At 61.4% G+C, this 22736-nt stretch carries 25 protein-coding genes; 17 read left to right on the forward strand and 8 right to left on the reverse strand.

Going from position 1 to position 22736, the window contains the following annotated elements; translation table 11 throughout:
- Positions 1 to 40 precede the first annotated feature (40 nt).
- Complete coding sequence (locus tag EJD88_RS02180) at positions 41 to 1042, reverse strand: sensor domain-containing diguanylate cyclase (RefSeq protein WP_099584355.1); 1002 nt, start codon at positions 1040 to 1042, stop codon at positions 41 to 43.
- A gap of 188 nt (positions 1043 to 1230) precedes the next feature.
- A complete protein-coding gene (gene desA / locus EJD88_RS02185; RefSeq protein WP_099584356.1) occupies positions 1231 to 2415 on the reverse strand; it encodes a delta-9 fatty acid desaturase DesA in 1185 nt (394 codons plus the stop codon).
- A gap of 166 nt (positions 2416 to 2581) precedes the next feature.
- Here desA and dibA point away from each other — a divergent pair, with 166 nt between their 5' ends.
- The 6 genes from dibA (at position 2582) to EJD88_RS02215 (ending at position 8799) form a co-directional block, all read left to right on the forward strand.
- Entirely contained in the window at positions 2582 to 4495 is a 1914-nt protein-coding gene (dibA, locus tag EJD88_RS02190) for a phosphodiesterase DibA (protein ID WP_158876554.1), read from the forward strand.
- Between the two features lie 279 nt (positions 4496 to 4774).
- The gene (gene oscA / locus EJD88_RS02195) at positions 4775 to 4957 is read left to right on the forward strand and encodes a sulfur starvation response protein OscA (protein WP_003170956.1); all 183 of its coding nucleotides are present in this window, start codon (positions 4775 to 4777) and stop codon (positions 4955 to 4957) included.
- Between the two features lie 66 nt (positions 4958 to 5023).
- Positions 5024 to 6034: a sulfate ABC transporter substrate-binding protein gene (locus EJD88_RS02200; RefSeq protein WP_027607869.1), complete on the forward strand. Its 1011-nt coding sequence runs from the start codon at positions 5024 to 5026 to the stop codon at positions 6032 to 6034.
- Between the two features lie 76 nt (positions 6035 to 6110).
- Positions 6111 to 6929 (forward strand): sulfate ABC transporter permease subunit CysT, encoded by an 819-nt coding sequence (cysT, locus tag EJD88_RS02205; protein ID WP_064450147.1) that lies wholly within the window; start codon positions 6111 to 6113, stop codon positions 6927 to 6929.
- Positions 6930 to 6942: 13 nt separating this feature from the next.
- Complete coding sequence (gene cysW / locus EJD88_RS02210; RefSeq protein ID WP_099584358.1) at positions 6943 to 7815, forward strand: sulfate ABC transporter permease subunit CysW; 873 nt, start codon at positions 6943 to 6945, stop codon at positions 7813 to 7815.
- 3 nt (positions 7816 to 7818) lie between these two features.
- Entirely contained in the window at positions 7819 to 8799 is a 981-nt protein-coding gene (locus EJD88_RS02215) for a sulfate/molybdate ABC transporter ATP-binding protein (RefSeq protein WP_099584359.1), read from the forward strand.
- 65 nt (positions 8800 to 8864) lie between these two features.
- On the opposite strand, the gene EJD88_RS02220 is transcribed toward EJD88_RS02215, so the two are convergent.
- Positions 8865 to 9392, reverse strand: coding sequence for a DUF962 domain-containing protein (locus EJD88_RS02220; RefSeq protein WP_158876556.1), 528 nt, complete (start codon positions 9390 to 9392; stop codon positions 8865 to 8867).
- An 83-nt stretch (positions 9393 to 9475) separates the two neighbouring features.
- Between EJD88_RS02220 and EJD88_RS02225 the strand changes: the two genes are divergently transcribed.
- On the forward strand, positions 9476 to 10162 hold the full coding sequence (locus EJD88_RS02225) for a Crp/Fnr family transcriptional regulator (RefSeq protein ID WP_158876560.1): 687 nt from the start codon (positions 9476 to 9478) through the stop codon (positions 10160 to 10162).
- Here the strand turns inward: EJD88_RS02225 and uraH are convergent.
- Both uraH and EJD88_RS02235 read right to left on the reverse strand, forming a co-directional pair.
- Positions 10157 to 10567, reverse strand: coding sequence for a hydroxyisourate hydrolase (gene uraH / locus EJD88_RS02230; protein WP_099584362.1), 411 nt, complete (start codon positions 10565 to 10567; stop codon positions 10157 to 10159). The genes EJD88_RS02225 and uraH overlap by 6 nt on opposite strands.
- 22 nt (positions 10568 to 10589) lie before the next feature.
- Positions 10590 to 11063, reverse strand: a complete 474-nt coding sequence (locus EJD88_RS02235; protein ID WP_112192919.1) for a heme-binding protein — start codon at positions 11061 to 11063, stop codon at positions 10590 to 10592.
- A gap of 100 nt (positions 11064 to 11163) precedes the next feature.
- Here EJD88_RS02235 and EJD88_RS02240 point away from each other — a divergent pair, with 100 nt between their 5' ends.
- Positions 11164 to 11529, forward strand: a complete 366-nt coding sequence (locus EJD88_RS02240; RefSeq protein ID WP_112192920.1) for a response regulator transcription factor — start codon at positions 11164 to 11166, stop codon at positions 11527 to 11529.
- A gap of 118 nt (positions 11530 to 11647) precedes the next feature.
- Here EJD88_RS02240 and EJD88_RS02245 read toward each other — a convergent pair whose 3' ends face one another.
- The gene (locus EJD88_RS02245) at positions 11648 to 12652 is read right to left on the reverse strand and encodes an AraC family transcriptional regulator (RefSeq protein ID WP_112192921.1); all 1005 of its coding nucleotides are present in this window, start codon (positions 12650 to 12652) and stop codon (positions 11648 to 11650) included.
- A gap of 100 nt (positions 12653 to 12752) precedes the next feature.
- Here EJD88_RS02245 and EJD88_RS02250 point away from each other — a divergent pair, with 100 nt between their 5' ends.
- Positions 12753 to 13847 (forward strand): fatty acid desaturase, encoded by a 1095-nt coding sequence (locus EJD88_RS02250; RefSeq protein WP_158876563.1) that lies wholly within the window; start codon positions 12753 to 12755, stop codon positions 13845 to 13847.
- Here EJD88_RS02250 and EJD88_RS02255 read toward each other — a convergent pair.
- On the reverse strand, positions 13738 to 14673 hold the full coding sequence (locus EJD88_RS02255; protein WP_158876565.1) for a LysR family transcriptional regulator: 936 nt from the start codon (positions 14671 to 14673) through the stop codon (positions 13738 to 13740). The two genes, EJD88_RS02250 and EJD88_RS02255, sit on opposite strands and share 110 nt — an antisense overlap.
- A 97-nt stretch (positions 14674 to 14770) precedes the next feature.
- Positions 14771 to 15940, reverse strand: a complete 1170-nt coding sequence (locus EJD88_RS02260; RefSeq protein ID WP_158876568.1) for a CynX/NimT family MFS transporter — start codon at positions 15938 to 15940, stop codon at positions 14771 to 14773.
- Between the two features lie 102 nt (positions 15941 to 16042).
- Between EJD88_RS02260 and EJD88_RS02265 the strand changes: the two genes are divergently transcribed.
- The 8 genes from EJD88_RS02265 to EJD88_RS02300 all read left to right on the forward strand — a co-directional run bounded on the left by EJD88_RS02265 (position 16043) and on the right by EJD88_RS02300 (position 22724).
- Entirely contained in the window at positions 16043 to 16909 is an 867-nt protein-coding gene (locus EJD88_RS02265; RefSeq protein WP_158876570.1) for a LysR family transcriptional regulator, read from the forward strand.
- 224 nt (positions 16910 to 17133) lie between these two features.
- Positions 17134 to 17973: an energy transducer TonB gene (locus tag EJD88_RS02270; RefSeq protein ID WP_158876573.1), complete on the forward strand. Its 840-nt coding sequence runs from the start codon at positions 17134 to 17136 to the stop codon at positions 17971 to 17973.
- A 54-nt stretch (positions 17974 to 18027) separates the two neighbouring features.
- Positions 18028 to 18747: a MotA/TolQ/ExbB proton channel family protein gene (locus EJD88_RS02275; protein ID WP_150762466.1), complete on the forward strand. Its 720-nt coding sequence runs from the start codon at positions 18028 to 18030 to the stop codon at positions 18745 to 18747.
- 1 nt (position 18748) lies between these two features.
- Complete coding sequence (locus tag EJD88_RS02280; protein WP_010565408.1) at positions 18749 to 19150, forward strand: biopolymer transporter ExbD; 402 nt, start codon at positions 18749 to 18751, stop codon at positions 19148 to 19150.
- Positions 19151 to 19772: 622 nt separating this feature from the next.
- Positions 19773 to 20021: a hypothetical protein gene (locus EJD88_RS02285; RefSeq protein WP_099584372.1), complete on the forward strand. Its 249-nt coding sequence runs from the start codon at positions 19773 to 19775 to the stop codon at positions 20019 to 20021.
- Between the two features lie 241 nt (positions 20022 to 20262).
- Positions 20263 to 20844: an alpha/beta hydrolase gene (locus EJD88_RS02290; protein WP_099584373.1), complete on the forward strand. Its 582-nt coding sequence runs from the start codon at positions 20263 to 20265 to the stop codon at positions 20842 to 20844.
- Between the two features lie 47 nt (positions 20845 to 20891).
- A complete protein-coding gene (locus EJD88_RS02295; protein ID WP_158876574.1) occupies positions 20892 to 21815 on the forward strand; it encodes a sigma 54-interacting transcriptional regulator in 924 nt (307 codons plus the stop codon).
- A gap of 126 nt (positions 21816 to 21941) precedes the next feature.
- Entirely contained in the window at positions 21942 to 22724 is a 783-nt protein-coding gene (locus EJD88_RS02300; RefSeq protein ID WP_099584375.1) for a MetQ/NlpA family ABC transporter substrate-binding protein, read from the forward strand.
- Positions 22725 to 22736 lie beyond the last annotated feature (12 nt).

The following is a 22736-nucleotide window of genomic DNA, read 5'->3' on the forward strand; positions in this document are numbered from 1 at the left end:
TTTTTTATGACGGCCACTTCTGAACCCCTGTGGGAGGCATTCAGCCAGCGATGACGCGGTTCTTGCCCTGACGTTTTGCCTCGTACATGGCGGCATCGGCGCGGGCGAACAGGCTATCCAGGGTCGAGTCTTCCTCAGTCAGGCTGGCCAGGCCCTGGCTGATGGTGACGCTGAACGCCTGGCCTTCGAAGCTGAAACTCAGCGCCTGGATCTCTTTGCCCAGGCGCTCGGCCACTTGCAAGGCCATCTCAGGCGCGCAACCGGGCAGTACGGCGGCGAACTCTTCGCCACCAATGCGTCCGAACAGGTCGCCTCGGCGCAGTACCCCACGCCCGCTCTCGGCAATACGCCGCAGCACCTGGTCGCCCTCCAGGTGGCCATAGGTGTCGTTGACGTCCTTGAAATCATCAATGTCCAGCAACAGGAAGGCCAATTGCGCGCCTTGGGCACAGGCGGTGTCGAAGGCCTGGTTGGCGCATTCGAAGAAGTGCCGCCGGTTGCTGCTCTGGGTCAGCACGTCGGTGGTGGCGAGGCGGTGCAGTTCCAGTTCCAGCTGCTTCTTTTCAGTGATGTCTTCGGCCATGCCGACCACGATCACCGGCTCGCCGGGTTCGACCTGCTGGTTGATGTAGCACTTGTCACTCAGCCAACGGATCTGCCCGTCGGCGGTGATGATGCGGTACTCGCGGTCTTCTACGGCGCCTTGTTCCAGCACACGGGAAAGGCTGTGTTCGGCGTAGTCGAGGTCTTCTGGGTGAATGCTGTTGCGCCATTCCCGATGATCGGCGAGCAGCAAACCGGCGGAACGGCCGAATATTCGCTCGTAGGCCGGGCTCACATAGAGCACACGCCGGGTCTCCCAATCGATGGCCCAAAGCACGGCATTCACGCTGACCAACAGCGAGCTGAGCAGTTGTTCGCGTTCGCTCAGCCGTTCGACTTCGCCCTGGGCATGCACCAGCGCCAGCAGGGTTGCAGCCGCAGCCGGACGTGGAGGGTCAGCGGTTGGGGTGTCGTTAACTAAGGGCTTTTCGAGAACCATCGGCACAACTCTCTCTGGGCGCGCCGCAGGATGGAGCAGCGGTCACAACAAGGGGCCACCATGATGGCGAAGTGTTCATTGAGAGAGGGTAAATGCGATGAAGTTCCATGAACGGTGCCGATTGGCGGTGCCCGGATAATGACGCCAAAAAGAGGGTGCGTGGGAGAGCAAGCCCTCCCACGGCACTGTCAGACCGCCGCAGGACGCAGCGAATAGGTCTTCAATTGGTGGGCAAAATCCCGCAGGGACTGGATGCCGCTCGCTTCGGCCTCGTGCACCCATTCCTTGATGGCCGCGAGCATATCGTGGCCGTTGGTGCTGGTCTTGAGCCAGATCTGCTGCAGCGCCAGGCGCTTTTCGTAGATCACTTTCAAGGCCTGGCTGTGTTCCAGCATGCTTTGGATACGCAGGTGATGGCGGTCATCCAGCAGGCTGGTTTCCCGCGACAGCAGACGCTTGGCCCGGTGGAACTGGTGACGCACCGAATGATCGACCTTTTCCAGCTCCTGCTTGACCAGCGGGCCGATCACCAATTTGCGGTACTGGGCCATGATCTGGAAGCGGTTGTTGAGGATCGCCATGGCGGTGTCCATGTCCAGACTGCCTTTGCCCTCGACGCGATGGGCAATCGGCGCCACGCGCTGGACTTTGGCCAGGCGCAGGAAGCTGAACAGTTTTATCCACGCCCAACCCAGGTCGAACTCCCACTTCTTCACCGACAGCTTGGCCGAGTTGGGGTAGGTGTGGTGGTTGTTATGCAGTTCTTCGCCACCGACGATGATGCCCCACGGCACCAGGTTGGTCGCCGCATCACGGCATTCGAAGTTGCGATAGCCCACCGCATGGCCCAAGCCGTTGATCACGCCGGCGGCCCAGAACGGAATCCACATCATCTGGATCGCCCAGATGGTGATGCCGATGGTGCCGAACAGCAGCAGGTCGATCACGCCCATGATCGCCACGCCCAGCAGCGGGTACGGGGTGTAGATCTTGCGTTCGATCCAGTCGTCCGGGCAGTTCTTGCCGTAGATGCGCAGGGTCTCGGGGTTTTCGGCCTCGGTGCGGTACAGCTCGGCGCCTTTGCGCAGCACGGTGGACAGGCCTTTGATGACCGGGCTGTGCGGGTCATCGACGGTTTCGCACTTGGCGTGGTGCTTGCGGTGGATGGCGGTCCACTCGCGGGTGTTCTGCGCCGTGGTCAGCCACAGCCAGAAGCGGAAGAAGTGTTTCAGGCCGGCATTGAGCTCCAGGGAGCGATGGGCTGAATAGCGGTGCAGATAAACCGTGACCCCAACGATGGTCACGTGGGTCATCAACAGAGTGACTGCAACCAGTTGCCAGGCTGACAGGTCAAGAAAACCGTTGTACCACATAGGCTGTATGGCCCTCTGATAAAGAAAAAAACAGCACCCGCATTATCACTGGCTTTAAGGATAAAACCAGTCACCGTTTCAGATAAGACTTACAAGGTGTTTCCTATTCTATAATCCCGACGCGTTGTAGGGCGATTCTGGTTTTTTAGTAAGGACTACTGGCCATATGCTGTTTTCATACCGAGGGGCCCTGCGTGTGGGGCTGGTATACCTGCTGGTTTCCATCGCATGGCTCCAGTTCAGCCATTACGTATTGATCAACTTTCTCGATGAACCGTGGGAGTTGGGGCGTTGGCTGCAGGTGCGCGGTTATGTGTGGGTAGCCCTGAGCACCTTGGCCATTTACCTGTTGTGCGCACGCTTCGCCCGGACCCACCAGTTGCAGCAACCCCTCAAGGAAAACCGCGAGCGCCTGCGCCAGGCGGCGGCCGTCTTCGACTGCACCCGCGAAGGCGTACTGGTCAGCGACGCCAACGGCCTGATCGTGCACGTGAACCGGGCATTCATAGAGATCACCGGCTACCAGCGTGAAGACGTCATGGGCCAGCAGCCCAGCCTGCTGAAGTCCGGTCGCCATTCGTCGAGTTTTTACCAGCAGATGTTCCAGACCCTGGAACACACCGGTGAATGGAGCGGAGAAATCTGGAACCGACGCAAAAGCGGCGAGATTTACCCACAGTGGCAAACCATCCGGGTGATTCACGATGACCAGGGCCACGTCAGCCATTACGTCGCGGTGTTTTCCGACATCAGCGCCATCAAGGATTCCGAGCACGAGTTGGCGCACCTGGCGCACCACGACCCTCTGACCGACCTGCCCAACCGTCTGCTGTTTACCGACCGCGCCGAGCAGGCGCTGGCCTCGGCACAGCTGCACAAACGCGGGTGCGCCCTGCTGTTGCTGGACCTGGATCACTTCAAGATCATCAATGACAGCCTTGGCCATAACGTTGGTGACCAGTTGCTCAAGCTGGTGGGCGAGCGACTCAAGACGCTGTTCGGCCCCGGCGTGACCCTGGCGCGCCTGGGCGGCGATGAGTTCGCGGTGCTCGCGGAAAGTTGTTCACAGGTGGTGCAGGCAGCGGCGTTGGCCCAGCGCATGCTGGACGTGATGAAACAGCCGTTCACCTTTGACGGCAATCAACTGTTTATCAGCGCCAGCATCGGCATCAGCCTGTTTCCCAATGACGCCCTCAGCGCAGAGCAACTGCTGCGCAACGCCGACTCCGCGTTGTTCAAAGCCAAAAGCGCGGGCCGCGAAGGCTACGCCTTGTACACCGAAGAACTCACCGCCCACGCGCAGAACCGCGTGGAAATCGCCAGCGAACTGCGCCGCGCCCTCGACCAGCAGGAGTTGCGCGTCTACTACCAGCCTGTGCACGACCTGCATAGCAGCCGCCTGGTCGGGGTCGAAGCGCTGGTGCGCTGGCAGCATCCGGAACGCGGCCTGGTGCCGCCGGGCGAATTCATCCCCATCGCTGAACGCACCGGCTTGATTGCCGATATCGACGCCTGGGTAATGGAGCAGGCCTGCCGCCAGATGTGCCAATGGCTGGCCGACGGCGTGGCGCTGAGTTTTATCGCGATCAACGTGTCCAGCCGCCTGTTTGCCCGGCGTGAACTGTACGAGCAAGTCGCCCAGGTGCTGCACGATACCGGCCTTGATCCGGCTTTCCTGGAGCTGGAAGTCACCGAAAGTGCAGTGATGGATGACCCTGAGGTGGCCCTGGAACAACTGCACCGCCTGCGCGAACTGGGCCTGCGCCTGGCTATTGATGACTTCGGCACCGGCTATTCCTCCCTGCTGCGCCTCAAGCGCCTGCCGGTGCAGAAACTCAAGATCGACCAGGGTTTTGTCGCCGGGTTGCCGTGGGATGAAGACGACGCCGCGATTGTGCGCGTGGTTATCGCGTTGGCGAAAAGCATGGGCATGCAGGTGCACGCCGAGGGCATCGAGCAGGTGGAGCAGGCGCAGTTTTTGTTGGAGCAGGGCTGTGACCTGGGGCAGGGCTATTGGTTTGGCAGACCGATGCCAGCGAATGAAATTGACTGGGAACGCGCCCCCACTATCCAGCCTTGAAGTGCATTCAAAATGTGGGAGGAGGCTTGCCCCCGATAGCGGTGCCCCAGTCACAGAGTTGTTGGCTGAAAGATCGCCATCGGGGGCAAGCCCCCTCCCACATTTGGCTATGTGCACGGCTTAATCCCTTCGCAACCTCGTGCCCCTGCAGAAAATTCTTTCTGGTTATATAAACATTCTTAAATAGTATTTTTAAGAATATCCGCGCTTATCTACTATCGCCCTACGCCGCAAGCAGTGCCGCCACTGCGAGGCACTATTCATTTCAGGAGCGAGACCATGAGCGCATCTCTACGTAGCGTCGACGGCCAGGACGAAGCAGCCATTTTGCGTGAGATCCAGAGCGCCCTGCGCGATCTGCGGTTTGGCGCGGTGGAAATCACTGTGCATAACGCCCAAGTGGTACAGATCGAACGCAAGGAAAAATTCCGCCTGCAGAATCCGGGTAACAAACCGAGCTGAGCAACCACGGCGATAGACCCCGTCACTATAAGAAAAAGCCAACACCCAAGAATTCTAGGAGCTTCTATGTCGTCGATTCGCCGTTACGCCCTGGCCGCCCTGGCCAGCGCCGTGTTTGCAGGTTCCGCTGTTGCCAAGGACTACGAGTTGCTCAACGTCTCGTACGACCCTACCCGTGAGCTGTACCAGGATTACAACGCTGAGTTCACCAACTTCTGGAAGCAGTCCCACCCTGGCGACACCGTCAAGATCCAGCAATCCCACGGTGGCTCGGGCAAGCAGGGCCGCGCCGTGATCGACGGCCTGCGCGCCGACGTAGTGACCCTGGCCCTGGCCGGCGACATCGACGAAATCGCAAAACTGGGCAAGACCCTGCCGGAAAACTGGCAGACCCGCCTGCCGGATGCGAGCACCCCGTATACCTCGACCATCGTGTTCCTGGTGCGCAAGGGCAACCCTAAAGGCATCAAGGACTGGGGCGACCTGATCAAGAAAGACGTGTCGGTGATCACGCCAAACCCGAAAACCTCCGGCGGTGCGCGCTGGAACTTCCTCGCCGCCTGGGCCTACGGCCTCAAATCCGGTGGCAGCGAGGCCAAGGCCCAGGAATACGTGAAAGAGTTGTTCAAACACGTGCCGATCCTCGATACCGGTGCACGCGGTTCGACCATCACCTTCGTCAACAACGGTCAGGGTGACGTGTTGCTGGCCTGGGAAAACGAAGCCTTCCTGGCGCTGAAAGAAGACGGCGGTGCCGACAAGTTCGACATCGTCGTACCGTCCCTGTCGATCCTCGCGGAGCCGCCAGTGGCCGTGGTCGACAAGAATGCCGAGAAAAAGGGCAACACCGAGATCGCTACCGAATACCTGAAACACCTGTACAGCCCGGCTGGCCAGGAGATTGCGGCCAAGAACTTCTACCGCCCACGCGATGCAAAAGTGGCCGCCAAATACGCCCAGCAGTTCCCGAAACTGGACCTGGTGACTATCGACAAAGACTTCGGTGGCTGGAAAACTGCCCAACCGAAATTCTTTAACGACGGTGGCGTGTTCGACCAGATCTACACGGCGCAGTAAGCCGAGAAATACACACCCACCGAGCCCGCATTCACCTGCGGGTTTTGTGTGTCAGTTCCGTTAACCAAGGACTCTTATGTCGCGTCGTATTTCCCCCGTCATACCCGGCTTCGGGCTGACGCTGGGCTACACCGTGGTGTACCTCAGCCTGATCGTACTCATCCCCCTCGCGGCGATGTTTGTCCACGCCGCTCAACTTACCTGGGATCAGTTCTGGGCCATCATCTCCGCGCCGCGTGTATTGGCGGCGTTGAAGTTGAGCTTCAGCACCGCGCTCTACGCCGCGCTGATCAACGGTGTCATCGGCACGCTGCTGGCCTGGGTGCTGGTGCGCTATACCTTCCCCGGCCGCAAGATCATCGATGCGATGATCGACCTGCCGTTCGCCCTGCCCACCGCCGTGGCCGGTATTGCGCTGACCGCGCTGTACACGCCGACCGGCCTGGTCGGCCAGTTCGCCGCTGACCTGGGCTTCAAGATCGCCTACTCGCCGCTGGGTATCACCCTGGCGCTGACCTTCGTGACCCTGCCGTTCGTGGTGCGCACGGTGCAGCCGGTACTCGCCGACATCCCCCGGGAAATCGAAGAAGCCGCTGCCTGCCTGGGCGCCAAGCCGTTGCAGGTGTTCCGTTACATCCTCGTCCCCGCGCTGCTGCCCGCCTGGCTCACCGGCTTTGCCCTGGCGTTTGCCCGTGGCGTCGGTGAGTACGGTTCGGTGATTTTCATCGCCGGCAACATGCCGATGAAAACCGAGATCCTGCCGCTGCTGATCATGGTCAAGCTTGACCAGTACGACTACCGCGGCGCCACGTCCATTGGCGTGTTGATGCTGGTGGTTTCCTTTGTCCTGCTGCTGCTGATCAACTTGTTGCAGCGGCGCATCGAACGTCCATAAGGAGGCGCGGAACATGTCCCAATCGTCTATTTCCGCCGCGTCCTCGGCCAACGCCGCCCGGCGTGGCAGTGCGGTCTCGCGACGCATCCTGATCGGCCTTGGCTGGCTGGTGTTTTTCCTGTTCCTGTTGCTGCCGCTGTTTATCGTGGTGTCCCAGGGCCTGAAGAACGGTCTGGGTACGTTCTTTAGCGCAATCCTGGAGCCCGACGCGTTGTCCGCGTTGAAACTCACGGTGATCGCCGTATTGATCTCGGTGCCGCTCAACCTGGTGTTCGGCGTCAGCGCCGCCTGGTGCGTGAGCAAGTACTCGTTCCGTGGCAAAAGCATCCTGGTGACGCTGATCGACTTGCCGTTCTCGGTTTCGCCGGTGATCGCGGGCCTGGTGTACGTGTTGATGTTCGGCGCGCAGGGCTTCTTCGGCCCATGGTTGCAGGAGCATGACATCCAGATCGTGTTCGCCCTGCCGGGCATCGTGCTGGCGACCATCTTTGTCACCGTGCCGTTCGTGGCCCGTGAGCTGATCCCGCTGATGCAGGAGCAAGGCACGCAGGAAGAAGAGGCCGCACGCCTGCTTGGGGCCAATGGCTGGCAAATGTTCTGGCATGTCACTGTGCCGAACATCAAATGGGGCCTGATCTACGGCGTGGTGCTGTGTACCGCGCGGGCCATGGGTGAGTTCGGCGCGGTGTCGGTGGTGTCCGGGCACATTCGCGGCGTGACCAACACTTTGCCGCTGCACGTCGAGATCCTCTACAACGAATACAACCACGTTGCCGCGTTTGCGGTGGCCAGCCTGTTGCTGATCCTGGCGCTCTTCATCCTGCTGCTCAAGCAGTGGAGCGAGAACCGTATCAACCGCCTGCGCAAAAGCGCCGGTGAGGAATAAGTCATGTCGATCGAAGTCCGTAATGTCAGCAAGAACTTCAACGCCTTCAAGGCCCTGAACAGCATCAATCTGGACATCCAGAGTGGCGAGCTGGTGGCGTTGCTGGGCCCGTCCGGCTGCGGCAAGACCACCTTGCTGCGCATCATCGCCGGCCTGGAAACCCCGGATGACGGCAGCATCGTGTTCCACGGTGAAGACGTTTCCGGCCACGACGTGCGTGATCGCAACGTCGGGTTTGTGTTCCAGCACTACGCGTTGTTCCGCCACATGACCGTGTTCGACAACGTCGCGTTCGGCCTGCGCATGAAGCCCAAGAACCAGCGCCCGAACGAAACCCAGATCGCGGCCAAGGTTCACGAACTGCTGAACATGGTGCAGCTCGATTGGCTGTCTGATCGTTACCCGGAACAGCTCTCCGGTGGTCAGCGCCAACGTATCGCCCTGGCCCGCGCCCTGGCGGTCGAGCCCAAAGTGCTGCTGCTGGACGAACCCTTCGGCGCCCTCGACGCCAAGGTGCGTAAAGAACTGCGCCGCTGGCTGGCGCGCCTGCACGAAGACATCAACCTGACCTCGGTGTTCGTGACCCACGACCAGGAAGAGGCCATGGAAGTCGCCGACCGTATCGTGGTGATGAACAAGGGCGTGATCGAGCAGATCGGCTCACCGGGTGACGTTTATGAAAACCCGGCCAGCGATTTTGTGTACCACTTCCTGGGTGACTCCAACCGCCTGCACCTGGGGGAAGACAAGCACGTCCTGTTCCGTCCCCATGAAGTGTCGCTGTCGCGCCATGAACTGGAAGACCACCATGCGGCCGAAGTGCGTGATATTCGCCCGCTGGGTGCGACCACGCGGGTGACGCTGAAGGTCGAAGGCCAGCCCGAGCTGATCGAGGCCGAAGTGGTCAAGGACCACGACAGCCTGACCGGTCTGGTGCGTGGCGAGACCCTCTTTTTCAAACCCAAGGTATGGCAAAAAGCCTGATAACCCCGCATACCCAATGTGAAAATGGGAGCCAATGTGGGAGGGGGCTTGCCCCCTCCCCACATTTAGACCTCGCTTGGCTTTAGATCGCGGCGCGCCACCGGGCCCGAGCGTTTCTCAATGTTCGCCTTCAGGTCCTGCCGCAACCCCAGCAAAAACGCCACCTCCACCACCACAAACAGCGGCCCTACGATCAACCCCGACACGTCATCCACAAACGCCGGTTTCTTGCCTTCGTAGTAGTGCCCGACAAACTGAATCACCCAGCCCACCACAAACATGCCGATACCGCTGCTCAGCCACACCAGCGTGCTCTGCGCCGCCAGCACATGTCCGGCCCATACCGACAAGCCCATCAACACCGTCATCAGCACGCCCAAGGCCAGTTCGAGGCGCAGGTAAAACCATGCCGAAAACAACGCCACGATCACCGCCGGTGAAATCCACAGCCCCCCAATCGTCCATTCGGGACGCGACAGCAGCACGGCCACCGCCACCACAATCAGCGGGATACCAATGAAGTGGCTGGCGATATTGCGTGGGTCGCGGTGGTAGGCGGCGTATTGGCTGAGGTGGTCGACGAGGCTTTTCATTGTTGTTCCTCCTGTAGGATGTTTGATCATGCCCTGTCAGCCAGCGCCTGACTGTCAGCTGGGCGACAATCTTCGGAGTTCTCATGGACGCAGAGAAATGGCACGCCCGCCTGGCCAGCGGCCACTGGTTCAGCCACCTGCCTGTCGAGCTACAGCGTAGTCTGCTGGCGGCAGCGCGAGTGCGTTCGCTGACGGCGGGGCAATACCTGTTCAAGCGCGGCGACCCGCCTTGTGGCCTGTACGCGGTGCTCGAAGGCGCGGTGCGCATCAGCGCGGTGAATGCCCAAGGCAAGGAAGCGGTGTTGAGCCTGGTGGAAACGCCTTACTGGTTCGGCGAAATCTGTCTGTTCGATAATCTGCCGCGCACCCATGATGCCCTGGCAATGGGGCCATGCACGTTGTTGCAGGTGCCGCAGGCGGCGATGCTCGGCATTCTCGAAGACCATCCGGCGTATTGGCGCGACGTGGCCCTGTTGATGAGCCACAAACTGCGCTTGTCGTTGATCAACATCGAACAGATGAGCCTGATGCCCGCGTCCGCGCGCCTGGCCCATCGGTTGCTGATGATCGCCGAGGGCTACGGCGAAATAGACCAGGCGCGCCGCACATTGCAGCTGCCCCAGGAGGACTTGGCGGCGATGCTGGGCCTGTCGCGCCAGACCACCAACAGTCTGCTCAAGGCGCTGGAGCAGCAGGGCATCATCGGCCTGGGTTATGGCGCGATTGAGATCCTCGATCTCAAAGGCCTGCAGCAGGCTGCGGGCCTATGAACCGCGATACGTCGAGAAACCGTAAGGGCTGAGCAGCAGCGGGATGTGGTAATGCTGGTCGGCCTGTTTGACCTGGAAGATCACCGGCACTTCAGGGAAAAACGTCTCGCGGTTGGCCTTTTTGTAGTAGTCGCCGGTCTTGAACACCACGCGGTACTCACCCGGCGTCATGCTGCGGTTGGCGGGGAACAGTTCGGCGATGCGCCCCTGCTGGTTGGTGACGCCTTCGGACAGTGACTGCCATTTATCGCCCACCTGCTGCTCCAGGGTGACGCTGACGCCGGCAGACGGCAGGCCGTTTTCCAGGTTGAGCACGTGCACGCTCAGGGGGTTGCCGTCGGCCAGGGCCAGTGTGCACAGGCTGCTGAGGCTGAGGGCGGCGAGGGTCATGCGGAGGGTTTTCATCAAGCGATCCTTTAGAGGGGAATCAGAGGGAAGTTTTCAGGCCCAGTTGCCCGGCGGCCTGTACGGCACAGGCTTCGTCCTGCGCGGCGCCGCCGGCACCTGCGATGCCCAGCGCGCCGACCAGTTCAGACTCGGCAAACAGCGGCACGCCGCCGCCGAGCAACAGCAACTCGGGCAAGCTGTTAAGGTTGGCGGCCTCGGGGTTGTTGCGCGCACGCTCGGCAAACAGCCGCGTCGGGGTTTTGGTTGATAGCGCGGTGTACGCCTTGCGCTGGCTGGCGAGGCTGTTATGCGGGCCGACGCCGTCGGCGCGCAGGCTCAGCAGCAGGTTGCCGCCACGGTCCAATACCGTCAGCGCGGCGCTGCAGTGGGCAAGGCTGGCGTCGGCCAGTTGGCGCGCTGTGTGCAAGTCGAGGTCGGCATGGCGTGGCAGCTGCGGTGCAGCCAGCGCGCCGGTACAGATAGCGAGGCTCAGGAACAAGGCATGGCGGGACATAAAGACGACTCCGGAAAACAGGCCGCCACCCTAGCCAGTCAACGGGGTCAGAAACCGCACAATTTGATGACAGGTTTGTAATCAAACCCAGAGGTAGGGCATGCAGGTGTTGTTAGTGGAAGACCAGCCGCAACTGGCGAAGCTCATGGCCCAAGGCCTGGGCGAGGCCGGTTTCGCCGTGGAAGTCGCGGCCAATGGCATGGCGGCGCAGCGCTTTGTGGAAAGCACCGAGTACGATCTGGTGATTCTCGACGTGATGCTGCCAGGGCTGAATGCCTGGAAATTGCAGCAGGCGATTCGGCACAAGGGCGATACGCCGGTGCTGTTCCTGACCACGCCGGGCGGTATCGAAGATCGCCTGCGTGGGTTGGAATTGCATGAGGATGACTACCTGCTCAAGCCGTTTGAAGCCAAGGCGTTGGTGGCGCGGGTGAGGAAGTTGTTGCGGCGCGATCGTGGGCGCTGACTGATCCGGAACTTGCAGTGCCTGGGCCATTGCTATCGGGGGCAAGCCCCCTCCCACAGGTTGAAATGCGTTCCCCTGTGGGGGCCCAATGAGGCCATGACCCTCACCCCACATCTACCTACCGCAACCCATCGCGAAACTGCCCCGGTGTTACCCCCGTCCATCGTTTGAACGCCCGATTGAAACTGCTGGTATCGGCAAACCCCAGCAAATGGCTGATCTCGGCCAACGAGCACTGCGGGTCCCGCAAGTGCAGCAGCGCCAGGTTCTGCCGGCACTCATTGAGCAGCGCATCAAACCGACAGCCTTCATCCGCCAGGTGCCGCTGCAAGCTGCGCAAACTCAAGTGCAGCGCCTGGGCAATCCGCTCGGCGCTCGGCTCGCCGTCGGGCAGTTGCGCTTCTATCGCGGCGCGTACCTTGCGCTCCCAGGTCAGCGGTTGCAGCTGGGCGAGGGTGCGCTTGAGCACGGTTTCGTTGTGTTCGGCCAGCTCCGGGTTGGCGTCGTCGAGGTGGCTGTCGAAGTCCTGCGCGGCGAACTCCAGGCAGTCATCGACGGCGCCAAAAAATACCGGTGCGCGGAACACTGCATGCCAGGGCTTGGGGTCAACCGGTTCCGGACGCCTTAGATAAACGGCCAAGGGCGCGTAATCCCGGCCCAGGCGATTGCGGCAAGTGCGCACATAGATCGCCGCAAATGCATCGATGGCTTCCAGTGCTGGCGCCGGGCTGCCTTGGGGTTGCAGCAGGCGAAAACGGTAGCGCTCGTCGTGCCGCGTCAGCTCCAGCGTCAGCGCATCGCTGACCACCTGGTGATAACGCACGATGCGCTCGAACACTTCGCGCAGGCTGCCGCTGGCCACCAGCGCGTAGCCCAACGCATGAAACGTGGTGGGGCTGACAAACCGCGACACCCGCAACCCTATCGCCGGATCGCCGCTGGCCTGCACCGCCAATTCCCACAGGCGCGTGGTCGCCGACAGCGGGTAGCGCGCATTGGGGTCGTCCATCTGCTGCGGGTCGAGCCCGGCCTGGATGCACAGCGCGGCGCTGTCGAGGCCCAGGGCGTCGAGCTGCTTGCGCAGGGCACGGGTCCAGCTGGCGAGGGACGTGGGTTCGGTCATGGCGATTGGCGCTTGCGGTCAACAGGTTGGCGTGTGGGGCTGCTGCCCTGACGTACCGCGTGAGTCAGGATGCATCCATCAATAAACAGAGGATGGAAGCATGGACGGTACTTCTGCAAGTCCCCAGCAGATGAACGCGCAACAGCGTTCCGCGCATATCCGTGAAGTGGTACTGGCCGAAGGCGTGCGCTTGCGCCGGCAGCACCCGTGGTTGCTGCATCAGGACGCCTTGGGCGCGGGCATCCTGGCCTTTGCGCTGCTGGGCATGTTCGGCTCGGCGGCGCTCTACATCACCGGGCATATGGCCTGGTGGGTGTGCCTGCTGCTCAACGCCTTCCTCGCTTCGCTGACCCACGAGCTGGAACACGACCTGATCCACAGCATGTACTTTCGCAAACGGCGTGTGCCCCACAACCTGATGATGGCCCTGGTGTGGCTGGCGCGGCCCAGCACCATCAACCCGTGGATCCGCCGCCACCTGCACCTCAACCATCACAAAGTCTCCGGCACCGAGACCGATATGGAAGAGCGCGCCATCACCAACGGCGAGCCTTGGGGCTTGGCGCGTTTGCTGATGGTGGGCGATAACGTGATGTCGGCGTTTATCCGCATGCTGCGCGCCAAGACATGGGGCCACAAATTCAAGATCCTCAAACGCTCGCTGCTGGTCTACGCACCACTGGCGCTGCTGCATTGGGGCGCGTGGTACATCTTCCTCGGTTTTCATGCGGCCAACGGCGTCGCCAGCCTGTTGGGCGCGCCGGTCGAGTGGTCCGCCGGCACGTTGCAGATGATGCAGGTGATCGACATCGCCGCCGTGGTGATCATCGGCCCCAACGTGCTGCGCACCTTCTGCCTGCACTTTGTCAGCTCCAACATGCACTACTACGGCGATGTGGAGCTGGGCAATGTGATCCAGCAGACCCAAGTGTTGAACCCCTGGTGGATGTGGCCGTTGCAGGCGTTTTGCTTCAACTTCGGCAGCACCCACGGGATTCATCATTTTGTGGTGAAGGAGCCGTTCTACATCCGCCAGATGACCGCCAAAGTGGCGCATAAGGTGATGGCCGAGATGGGCGTGCGGTTCAATGACTTCGGGACGTTTGCGCGGGCCAATCGGCTTGGTTTTCCACCGCCAGCAGCGTTTCGATCAGCGCCTTCGCCGCAGGCGACAGGCGAGCCCCAGCGCGGGTGATCACCCCGCAGCGGCTGTTCAGGCTTTCCAAGGCATGAGGCACGTTGCGCCAGTGCAACACGTTCAATTCGCCACTGGCCAAGGGGGCGGCGAAGGCTTCTTCGGCGCCCAGGCCGATGGTGTCTGACTGGCGCACGATGACAGCCAGCGCGGCGAATTGCTCCAGCTCGATAGCGGGGGCAAAGTCGATGCGCCCGCTGAGGTTGGCCAGCAGTTTTCGAATGCCTGGTGCGATCAACGGCGTGGCCAGTGGATAGTCGAACAGGTCATTGGTCGACAGGCTGTCCTTGGCCAGCAACGGGTGTCCGGCGCGGCAGAAGAACACGCTGCGCCGAGACGAGAGCGCTTGGGTCTGGAAGTTCGGGTCGGCTTCGAAGTGGCGCACATCGGCGATGAAAAATTCGATCTCTTCACGGCTCAGGCTGCGCCCGAGCCTTTCCCAGTTATCCACCTGCAACACGCTGCGTACCTTGGGGTGGGCGGTGATGAGCCGTGCCATCGCTTGGGGAACCAGGTTGACCGCCGCCACTGCATCGCTGCCGAAGCGCACTTCACCGGCATCCAGCTTGGTCATGCGTGTGACTTCATGGCTGAGCCGGGCGGCGCCTTGAACCAGGCTCAAGGCATGTTGCAACACCACTTGGCCTTCGGGGGTGGGGCGCAAGTCCTTGTGCGCGCGGTCTACCAGTATGCAGCCGAATTCCTGCTCAAGGCCCTGGATGCTGCGACTGAAAGCCGGTTGGGTAATGCCCATGGCATCGGCGCCGCGCACAAAACTGCGGTACTCATTCAACGCGATGAAGTAGCGCAGTTGGCGAAGGTCCATTGTGTGCCCGACATCCTGTAGGAGAACCGGGATTTTAAGGGGATTGCTTATTCCGTCAACGAAGCTATAGCGATTTTGCTAGACCTTAAATGCATATCTATAGAGCCGGCGCCGTGCGGTAGGTGGCCGGGCTGAACACGCGCGTCACCACCAGCATCGTCACTGCGGTCACCGTCAGGACCACCCAGGCGCTGGCAAAACTGCCGGTGATTTCGCGCAGCCAGCCGGTCATCCATGGCGAAATCGCGTTGATCAAAAACCCCACGCCCTGCACGAAGGCCGCCAGTTGCCCGGCTTGGCGTGGGTCGCGATGGTGGTCGAGGGTCAGCAGCAGGCTCAGGGCGAAACACGCACCCAGGCCGAAGCCGCACAACGCTACCCACACATGGGGAAACTGCAGCGGCGCCAGCAGCAGCCCGAAGTAACCCACCGTTTGTGCCAACAGGCTGACCCAGAGCAAGGGGCGGCGGTCGATACCGCGTTGCGCCAGCATCGGCATCAGCAGTGCGGCGAGTACCTGGAAGATGGTCATGAACGCCAGCAACGAACCGCTGGGCAGCACGTCCCAGCCCAGTTGCTGATAGTAGGCCGGCAGCCACGCCACCAGGCTCATGTAGCCGCAATTCACCAGCCCGAAATACACCGCCAGCAGCCAGGCCCGACGATTGCGCAGGCCCTTGAACGCCGGCACCACCTGCGGATTTTTCGCCGCACCCAAGGGCAGCCACACCCATAGCAGCAAGGCGCCCAGCGCCGGCAACAGCCACACGCCCAAACCTGCCTGCCATTGCTGGAAGTGTGTGGCCACCAATGGGCTGAGCAGCGCTGCCAGCCCACCACCGGCCATCAGAGAGGCCGAATACACGCCCATCGCCACCGGCACACGGTGACGAAATTCGCGTTTGATCATCGCCGGCACCAACGCCTGGATCAGCGCCACCCCGGCACCGCCGAGCAACGCGGTGACCAACAGCGCCGAGCCCTGGCCCATCAGCCAGCGCGCGAGGCACGCCAGCAGAATCATCATCAAGCCCAGGGCGATGCCGCGCCGTTCACCGAGCTGCGCTTCGACGCGCACGCCCACCAGCGCCACCAGCCCCATGCACACCACCGGCAGGCTGGTGAGCAGGGCGCTGCTCTGGAAACTCAGGCCGGTGGCCAAGCGGATTTCACCGAGCAACGGGCTGATGGAACTGAGGATCGGCCGCAGGTTCAGGCCCAGCACCACCAGCAGGCCCCAGCCGGCGAGGGATTTGTTGAGGGTCATGCAGCGCTCTTGCGGTGAGTAAATGAGGTGTGAGTATGGCCAGCACCACAGGTATTCTGAAATTAAATATAACCATGCCAACCAGTGGTAAAGGGAATGATCATGTTCGATCCCGTGTTGCTCAGAAGTTTTGTGGCCGTGGTGGACTGCGCCAACTTCACCCGTGCCGCCGAGCGTCTGCACCTGACCCAATCCACCGTCAGCCAGCAGATCCGCCGCCTGGAAGACGCGGTGGCGTGCCAGTTGCTGGATCGCGACCAACGCCGCGTCGTCGCCACGGCCGAAGGCGAGCGCTTGCTGGCCTATGCGCGGCGCATCCTCGCGCTGCATGAAGAGGCCGCCGATGTGTTGATCAACCAGCAGAGCGACAGCGTGCTGCGCCTCGGGGTGCCGGAAGACTTTGCCGCCGAGCGCCTGATGCCGTTGCTCTCGGCCTTCGTGCTGGCGTATCCACGGGTGCGCCTGGAGGTCACCAGCGGTCTGGGCCCGGAGTTGCAGCGCCAATTTCGCAGCGGCGAGTTCGATGTGCTGCTGGTCAAGCAGATGGGCGACAGCGACGACTGCCTGGCCTCGTGGCCCGAGCCGCTGTGTTGGGTCGACAGCCGCAGCACGCCGTCGTTGGGCCGCGATCCATTGCCGCTGGTGGCGTTCCCGGTGGGCGGGCTGTACCGCAATGAAATGCTGCATCACCTGGAAGTAGGCGGCTGGCGCTGGCGTATCGGCTATTCCAGCGCCAGCCTGGCCAGCGTGTGTTCGGCGGTGGCGGCGGGGTTGGGCGTGAGCTTGTTGCCGCGCCGGGTGGTGCAGCCGGGGCATGTGGAATTGGGACCGGACAGCGGTTTGCCAGCGGTACAAGGCGTGCGCCTGGCGTTATATGCGCGCCACGGCCTGAGCGCGGCGGGGCAATGCTTGCAGGCTGAGTTGCTGGATTTGTGCGCGAACAGCCCCGTCGAGCCATGCCTTCAATGAATACTTTTTATGCCTGAAAAGCATTGAAAAAATGCACCTTGGCGCCAGCCCTTGCAGGCCGTGGCCTGGGCATTTACGTCAGGTTTATTTATTCAATTTAGATCTATGTATAACTTTAAAGATTACTTTAAGAGATAAGCGTCTGGCCCCGATGATTCAGCCCTCGACGGCCTTCCACGCAGGCCCGTCGGTTTTTTGTTTCAAAAACCGTAGGGAGTGAATCAATGGGCAATGTCCAGACCGCCACCAGTGCACACGAGGCGCCATGGCGTCAGGCACCGGCTGGTGAGTTGGTCGACCTTGGCCGGCCGCATCGCGCGCCATTGGGGCAACTGCGGACGCAGAAGACGCCGAAGCGTTTTTCCAGCCGCCGCGAAGGGATTCTGCTCGGGTTGCTGGTGCTGGCCCTGCACGGTGCGGTGATCTATTGGGTGAGCCAGAAAGCCACACCGGTGCTGCCGATTGTGCCGCCGGAAATCCCGCCGATGACCATCGAATTTTCCCAGCCGGCGCCACCCGTGGTGGAACCGCCACCGCCCGCGCCGCCACCACCGCCGCCGCCGGTGGTCGAGCCGCCGCCACCTGTGGTGGATGAATTGGCCGCCAAGCCGGCGCCGAAAAAGATTCCCAAACCCAAGCCAGTTCCCAAGCCGGTGCCCAAGCCTGTCGCGAAACCGGTTGAGCAACCGCCGGCGCCGCCTGTACCTGCGCCACCCGCGCCGGCACCGGTCGCGCCGCCAGCACCCGCGCCGGCACCGGTCGCGCCGCCAGCACCCGCCCCGGTCACCCCGGCTTCGGCCGACGCCGCGTACCTGAAGAATCCGGCGCCGGAGTATCCGTCACTGGCCCAGCGCCGGGGCTGGGAAGGCACGGTGCTGTTGCGGGTGCATGTATTGGCCAGCGGCAAACCGGGTGAGATCCAGATCCAGAAAAGCAGCGGTCGCCAGCAACTCGACGACGCCGCACTGACCGCCGTGAAGCGTTGGAGCTTCGTGCCGGCCAAGCAGGGCGAAGTGGCCCAGGACGGCTGGGTCAGCGTACCGATCGACTTCAAGATTCACTAACTATTGCGCTGCGGGGTGCTGCACACGCCGCGACTTGTACAGAGGGAACACACCATGGCATTAGCATCTCCACTTGAATCCATTGAAAGCGCGGTCATCTGGCTGTTGGTGGTCTTTTCGGTCGCCACCTGGGGCCTGGCCCTGCTCAAGGGCGTGCAGTTCGGGCGTCTCAAGGCCCAGGATCGCAAGTTCCACAAACAGTTCTGGGCGGCGTCGAGTCTGGATTCGGCCGCTGAACTGGCTGAAACGCAACCGGGCGCTGCGGCCCGTGTGGCCCAGGCCGGTTACGCCGCGATCCAGGTCGGCGAGGCGCCCCACGCGGCGGACTTGAGCCAGGCGATCAACCACCAAGACCGCCTCGAACGCGCCCTGCGTCAACAGATCGTACGCGAGCGCCGCTCCCTGGAAACCGGCTTGGCCGTGGTCGCGAGTATCGGCAGCACCTCGCCGTTTATCGGCCTGTTCGGCACCGTGTGGGGGATCATGGAAGCGCTCAAGGGCATCAGCGCCGCCGGTTCTGCCAGCCTGGAAACCGTGGCCGGGCCGATTGGCGCAGCGTTGGTGGCGACTGGCGTCGGTATCGCCGTCGCGGTGCCTGCGGTGCTGGTCTACAACTACTTCCTGCGTCGCCTGAAGCTCACGGCGGCCGATCTTGATGACTTTGCCCACGACTTCTACAGCCTCGCGCAGAAAAACTCCTTCCGCGTACTGCTGCACCCGGCGCTGAACAAAGCCAATGCCGGCAACCCGCAAAAAGTGAAGGAGGCGTCCTGAGATGGCCTTCTCCACGCAAGACAGCGATGAGGTACTGAGCGAGATCAACGTTACGCCGCTGGTGGACGTGATGCTGGTGCTGCTGGTGGTGTTCATCGTCACCGCGCCGCTGCTGACCAACGCGATTCCGATCAACCTGCCCAAGACCGAGGCCGTGGCCCCGGTCGAGCAAAAAGACCCGCTGGTGGTCAGCATCGACGGTGCCGGCAAGCTGTTTATCAACAAGGACGAAATCCAGCCGGACCTGCTGGAATTCAACCTGCAGGCGGCCAAGGCCAAGGACCCCGATGTGCGGGTGCAACTGCAGGCGGATGACGGAGTGAACTACGGCGAAGTGGCGCGAGCCATGGCGTCTATCGAACGCGCGGGGATAACCAAACTGTCGGTGATTACCGCCCGTTGATTGCAAAAGCCTCGACAATTTTTTGGCCGTCTCCTTGGCAGGGTGCGGCCTTTTTTTTGCCTCGATTTCAGCAATACCACAGATTCAGAGTGAACCAACCCCAGCGATTTGCGGATACCGGATTTCAACTTCACGCTGAAACTTTCCAGCGCTTTCTTTAAGCCAGCCAATCAACCGAGCAATATCAGGTTCCGATTGCCGTCCGTTGCGACAAATAACGTAGTACGCCGCCGGCGACATCATCACCGGCCCGCCGAGTGTGTGGAGGCGGCTATTTAACGCAGCCAAGCGTGATGGCCAGAAGCGAAAACTCGTCATGGTTTGTAAAGGGCCAGCAAGTCATATCCCTTTAAATTGCAGGACGTTTCCGAGACAATCCCCGCCGCCTTGTGGCTGTTGGAATGGATGGCTAGTCTTCGGCCCGTCGCTGGTTTTCAGTGATCGGGTTTAGCAGCCTGAGTTCAATAGGCACACGGTTCACATCCGCGTTTATGGCGGCTGTGCGTGGGGCACCCTCGGGTGCGCTGGTGTTCCTATTGGCCAGTCTGCTAACCCGCGTACAGCTGCCACTTATCGTTTAGCAGCGTTAGTGGTCGCTCCCATGTTCAATAGGAGTTACACCATGACCAAAGCACTTCCCGATCCACCCCTCGATTGTCTCGTCGCCAACGAAAATCTCAGTTTCGAAGACGCCCAACTTTATATCGCTCACCTGATCCACAGCGCCTCGGCCACCGTATGGGACTGCTGTGAGCACCTGCAGCCGCACGACCGCGCGAAAGTCCATGCGGTGTGGCATTTGCTGGAAATGGCCAAGACGGTGGTAGATCGCACCATCGACTGTATGCCTCGGACCCGTCACGCGAGCTGAAAACCACTGCAATTCCAATGTGAATCCGATCAATGTGGGAGGGGGCTTGCCCCCGATGGCGGTGTATCAGTCAGCTTATCTGTAGCTGACCCACTGCAATCGGGGGCAAGCCCCTCCCACATTTGGATCTGCTGGGGTAATAAGTTTTTGGTTATTAATAAATAGCTTCTTATTCCTTAACGAATATAAACCCCGTCCCTATACTGTCCTACAACGTTAAACGCTGCAGGAGGGCACACCCATGCACAGCGAGTCGATTCGTTATCTGATCGTGCCGGGCTGGCAAGGATCGCCAGAAGATCATTGGCAAACCCATTGGCAAAACAGCTTGCCCAACAGTGCGCGGGTGGAGCAGGCCGACTGGTTCACCCCGCGTCGCGAAGACTGGGTGGCTGCGCTCGCCGAGGCCATCGCCGCCGACAGTACGCCGGTGATTCTGATCGCCCATAGCCTGGGCTGCATCACCGTGGCCCATTGGGCCGCTGCCGCGCCGTTGCAGTACCTGCGGCAGGTGCGTGGTGCCTTGCTGGTGGCGCCCGCCGATGTCGAACGCCCGGCCTGCTCTGCGGCCCTGCGCAACTTCGCACCCATCCCGACCGATCTGCTGCCGTTTCCCAGCCAAGTGGTTGGCTCCGACAACGACAGTGCCGTCAGCGCCCCGCGTGCGCTGGAGTTGGCGCGTAATTGGGGCGCCGAAGCCGGCATCCTCTCCGGCGCTGGCCACATCAATGTGAAGTCCGGTCACCAGCGCTGGGAGCAGGGTTTCGCCTACCTCTATCGCCTGCAAAACCGCCTTGAGCACCACGCCCGGCGTAGCGCATAAATTTTTTCAACGCCCCGTCCCTGAGTGGATTGGGGCGGGAGCCTGCCATGAGTCATGAAACCTTCGGCCAGCCGTTGCTGACCTTCCCCGACGCCGAAAAGAGCCCGCTGAGCATTCGTGCCAAGGCGCTGGTGTTTGTCGACCCGCGTTCGCGGCAACTGCGCGAAGACCTGGAAAACCTCGCCCCCCGAGCCTTGCCGGTGTTGATCCGTGGCGAGACCGGCAGCGGTAAAGAGCTGCTGGCGCGGCATATCCACCGTGGCAGTGATCGCACCGGGCTGTTTGTCTCGGTCAACTGCGGCGCGATCAGCCCGACTTACGCCGATGCCGAGTTGTTCGGCTACGCCGCCGGCGCCCACAGTGGAGCCGCCAGCAGCCGGGCCGGTTGGTTTGGTTCGGCCAATGGCGGCACCTTGTATCTGGATGAGATCGGCGACTTGCCGCTGCCGATCCAGGTCAAATTGCTCGCTGCCCTGGAAAACCACGAAGTCACCCGCGTCGGCGCCCATCAGCCGAGCCCGGTGGACGTGCGCCTGGTGGCCGCCACCAGTATCGACCTGGCCCAGGCCGTGGCGGCGGGCAAGTTTCATGAACGGCTGTTCCATTACTTGAGCGAAGGCCGGCTCGACTTGCCGGCGCTGCGCGAGCGGGTCGGCGACATCCTTTCATTGGCCGAGTACTTCCTCGGCATCTACAGCCAGCGCCTGGACCTGCCCGTGCCGCTGATCAGCGATGCGGCCCAGCGCGTCCTCGAACACCACAGCTGGCCGGGCAATACCCGGGAACTTGAGAACGTCATTCACTTTGCCCTGCTGGTCAGCAGCGGCGACGAGATTTTGCCCGAGCATTTGAACCTGCCGGCGGCGGGCTCACCGTTGGAGCACCTGCAGCGGATTTTCAACAGCGCCAGTCCTGCCGAGCAGGAATCATTGCGAAAATTCCTACATGAGCAAAATGGAATATCAACGTGAATAAAAGATATTGTTCGGGAATAAAAAAACTAGGTATTGTCCGTTTCACGCCGCGATAGCACTTCGCTGGCACACCACATAACAACGGTCGTCACCGACGCCCCGGAATTCCGATAAGGACACTGCATGAAAAAGGTTCTGTTGTTTACCGCTCTGGCGGCTGCCCTGACTGCCGGCTTCGCCCAGGCCAACGAGAAACTGGTGGTGGCCGCCACCCCGATCCCGCACGCCGAGATCCTGGAGCTGATCAAGCCAACCCTGAAAAAGGAAGGCGTGGACCTGGAAATCAAAGTGTTCACCGACTACGTGCAGCCGAACGTGCAAGTCGCTGAGAAACGCCTGGATGCGAACTACTTCCAGACCCTGCCGTACCTGGAAAACTTCAACAAGGGCAAGGGCACCAACCTCGTGACCGTGGTCGGCGTGCACGTTGAACCTTTCGGTGGTTACTCGAAAAAGATCAAGAAAATTGAAGACCTGAAAGATGGCGCCACGGTTGCCATCCCGAACGAAGGCTCCAACAGCGGCCGCGCCCTGTTGCTGCTGCAAAAGAACGGCGTGATCACCCTGAAAGACCCGACCAACGCTCTGGCCACGCCCAAAGACATTGCCAGCAACCCGAAACACCTGAAATTCAAAGAATTGGAATCGGCCCTGCTGCCACGCGTACTGGACCAGGTTGACCTGGCCTTGATCAACACCAACTACGCCCTGGAAGCCAAGCTGAACCCGGCCAAGGACGCACTGATCCTGGAAAGTTCCGACTCGCCTTACGTGAACTACCTTGTGGCTCGCCCGGACAACAAGGACAGCGATGCGATCCAGAAACTGTCCAAGGCCCTGACCAGCCCGGAAGTCAAAGCTTTCATCGAGAAGAAGTACAGCGGCGCGGTCGTGCCGGCGTTCTGATGTAAGTAAAAA

This window comes from Pseudomonas sp. PB105, assembly GCF_009764655.1.
Taxonomy (GTDB): Bacteria; Pseudomonadota; Gammaproteobacteria; order Pseudomonadales; family Pseudomonadaceae; genus Aquipseudomonas; species Aquipseudomonas cyclaminis.

Coding starts and splice junctions, on each gene's coding strand:
- EJD88_RS02245 (WP_112192921.1), bottom strand. CDS start 12,652: ATGACCGAACCCACGTCCCTCGCCAGCTGGACCCGTGCCCTGCGCAAG.
- cysW (WP_099584358.1), top strand. CDS start 6,943: ATGTCCCAATCGTCTATTTCCGCCGCGTCCTCGGCCAACGCCGCCCGG.
- EJD88_RS02235 (WP_112192919.1), bottom strand. CDS start 11,063: ATGTCCCGCCATGCCTTGTTCCTGAGCCTCGCTATCTGTACCGGCGCG.
- EJD88_RS02295 (WP_158876574.1), top strand. CDS start 20,892: ATGAGTCATGAAACCTTCGGCCAGCCGTTGCTGACCTTCCCCGACGCC.
- EJD88_RS02270 (WP_158876573.1), top strand. CDS start 17,134: ATGGGCAATGTCCAGACCGCCACCAGTGCACACGAGGCGCCATGGCGT.
- EJD88_RS02290 (WP_099584373.1), top strand. CDS start 20,263: ATGCACAGCGAGTCGATTCGTTATCTGATCGTGCCGGGCTGGCAAGGA.
- EJD88_RS02265 (WP_158876570.1), top strand. CDS start 16,043: ATGTTCGATCCCGTGTTGCTCAGAAGTTTTGTGGCCGTGGTGGACTGC.
- desA (WP_099584356.1), bottom strand. CDS start 2,415: ATGTGGTACAACGGTTTTCTTGACCTGTCAGCCTGGCAACTGGTTGCA.
- EJD88_RS02180 (WP_099584355.1), bottom strand. CDS start 1,042: ATGGTTCTCGAAAAGCCCTTAGTTAACGACACCCCAACCGCTGACCCT.
- oscA (WP_003170956.1), top strand. CDS start 4,775: ATGAGCGCATCTCTACGTAGCGTCGACGGCCAGGACGAAGCAGCCATT.
- EJD88_RS02220 (WP_158876556.1), bottom strand. CDS start 9,392: ATGAAAAGCCTCGTCGACCACCTCAGCCAATACGCCGCCTACCACCGC.
- EJD88_RS02240 (WP_112192920.1), top strand. CDS start 11,164: ATGCAGGTGTTGTTAGTGGAAGACCAGCCGCAACTGGCGAAGCTCATG.
- EJD88_RS02250 (WP_158876563.1), top strand. CDS start 12,753: ATGGACGGTACTTCTGCAAGTCCCCAGCAGATGAACGCGCAACAGCGT.
- uraH (WP_099584362.1), bottom strand. CDS start 10,567: ATGAAAACCCTCCGCATGACCCTCGCCGCCCTCAGCCTCAGCAGCCTG.
- EJD88_RS02275 (WP_150762466.1), top strand. CDS start 18,028: ATGGCATTAGCATCTCCACTTGAATCCATTGAAAGCGCGGTCATCTGG.
- EJD88_RS02255 (WP_158876565.1), bottom strand. CDS start 14,673: ATGGACCTTCGCCAACTGCGCTACTTCATCGCGTTGAATGAGTACCGC.
- EJD88_RS02260 (WP_158876568.1), bottom strand. CDS start 15,940: ATGACCCTCAACAAATCCCTCGCCGGCTGGGGCCTGCTGGTGGTGCTG.
- EJD88_RS02200 (WP_027607869.1), top strand. CDS start 5,024: ATGTCGTCGATTCGCCGTTACGCCCTGGCCGCCCTGGCCAGCGCCGTG.
- dibA (WP_158876554.1), top strand. CDS start 2,582: ATGCTGTTTTCATACCGAGGGGCCCTGCGTGTGGGGCTGGTATACCTG.
- cysT (WP_064450147.1), top strand. CDS start 6,111: ATGTCGCGTCGTATTTCCCCCGTCATACCCGGCTTCGGGCTGACGCTG.
- EJD88_RS02300 (WP_099584375.1), top strand. CDS start 21,942: ATGAAAAAGGTTCTGTTGTTTACCGCTCTGGCGGCTGCCCTGACTGCC.
- EJD88_RS02215 (WP_099584359.1), top strand. CDS start 7,819: ATGTCGATCGAAGTCCGTAATGTCAGCAAGAACTTCAACGCCTTCAAG.
- EJD88_RS02225 (WP_158876560.1), top strand. CDS start 9,476: ATGGACGCAGAGAAATGGCACGCCCGCCTGGCCAGCGGCCACTGGTTC.
- EJD88_RS02285 (WP_099584372.1), top strand. CDS start 19,773: ATGACCAAAGCACTTCCCGATCCACCCCTCGATTGTCTCGTCGCCAAC.
- EJD88_RS02280 (WP_010565408.1), top strand. CDS start 18,749: ATGGCCTTCTCCACGCAAGACAGCGATGAGGTACTGAGCGAGATCAAC.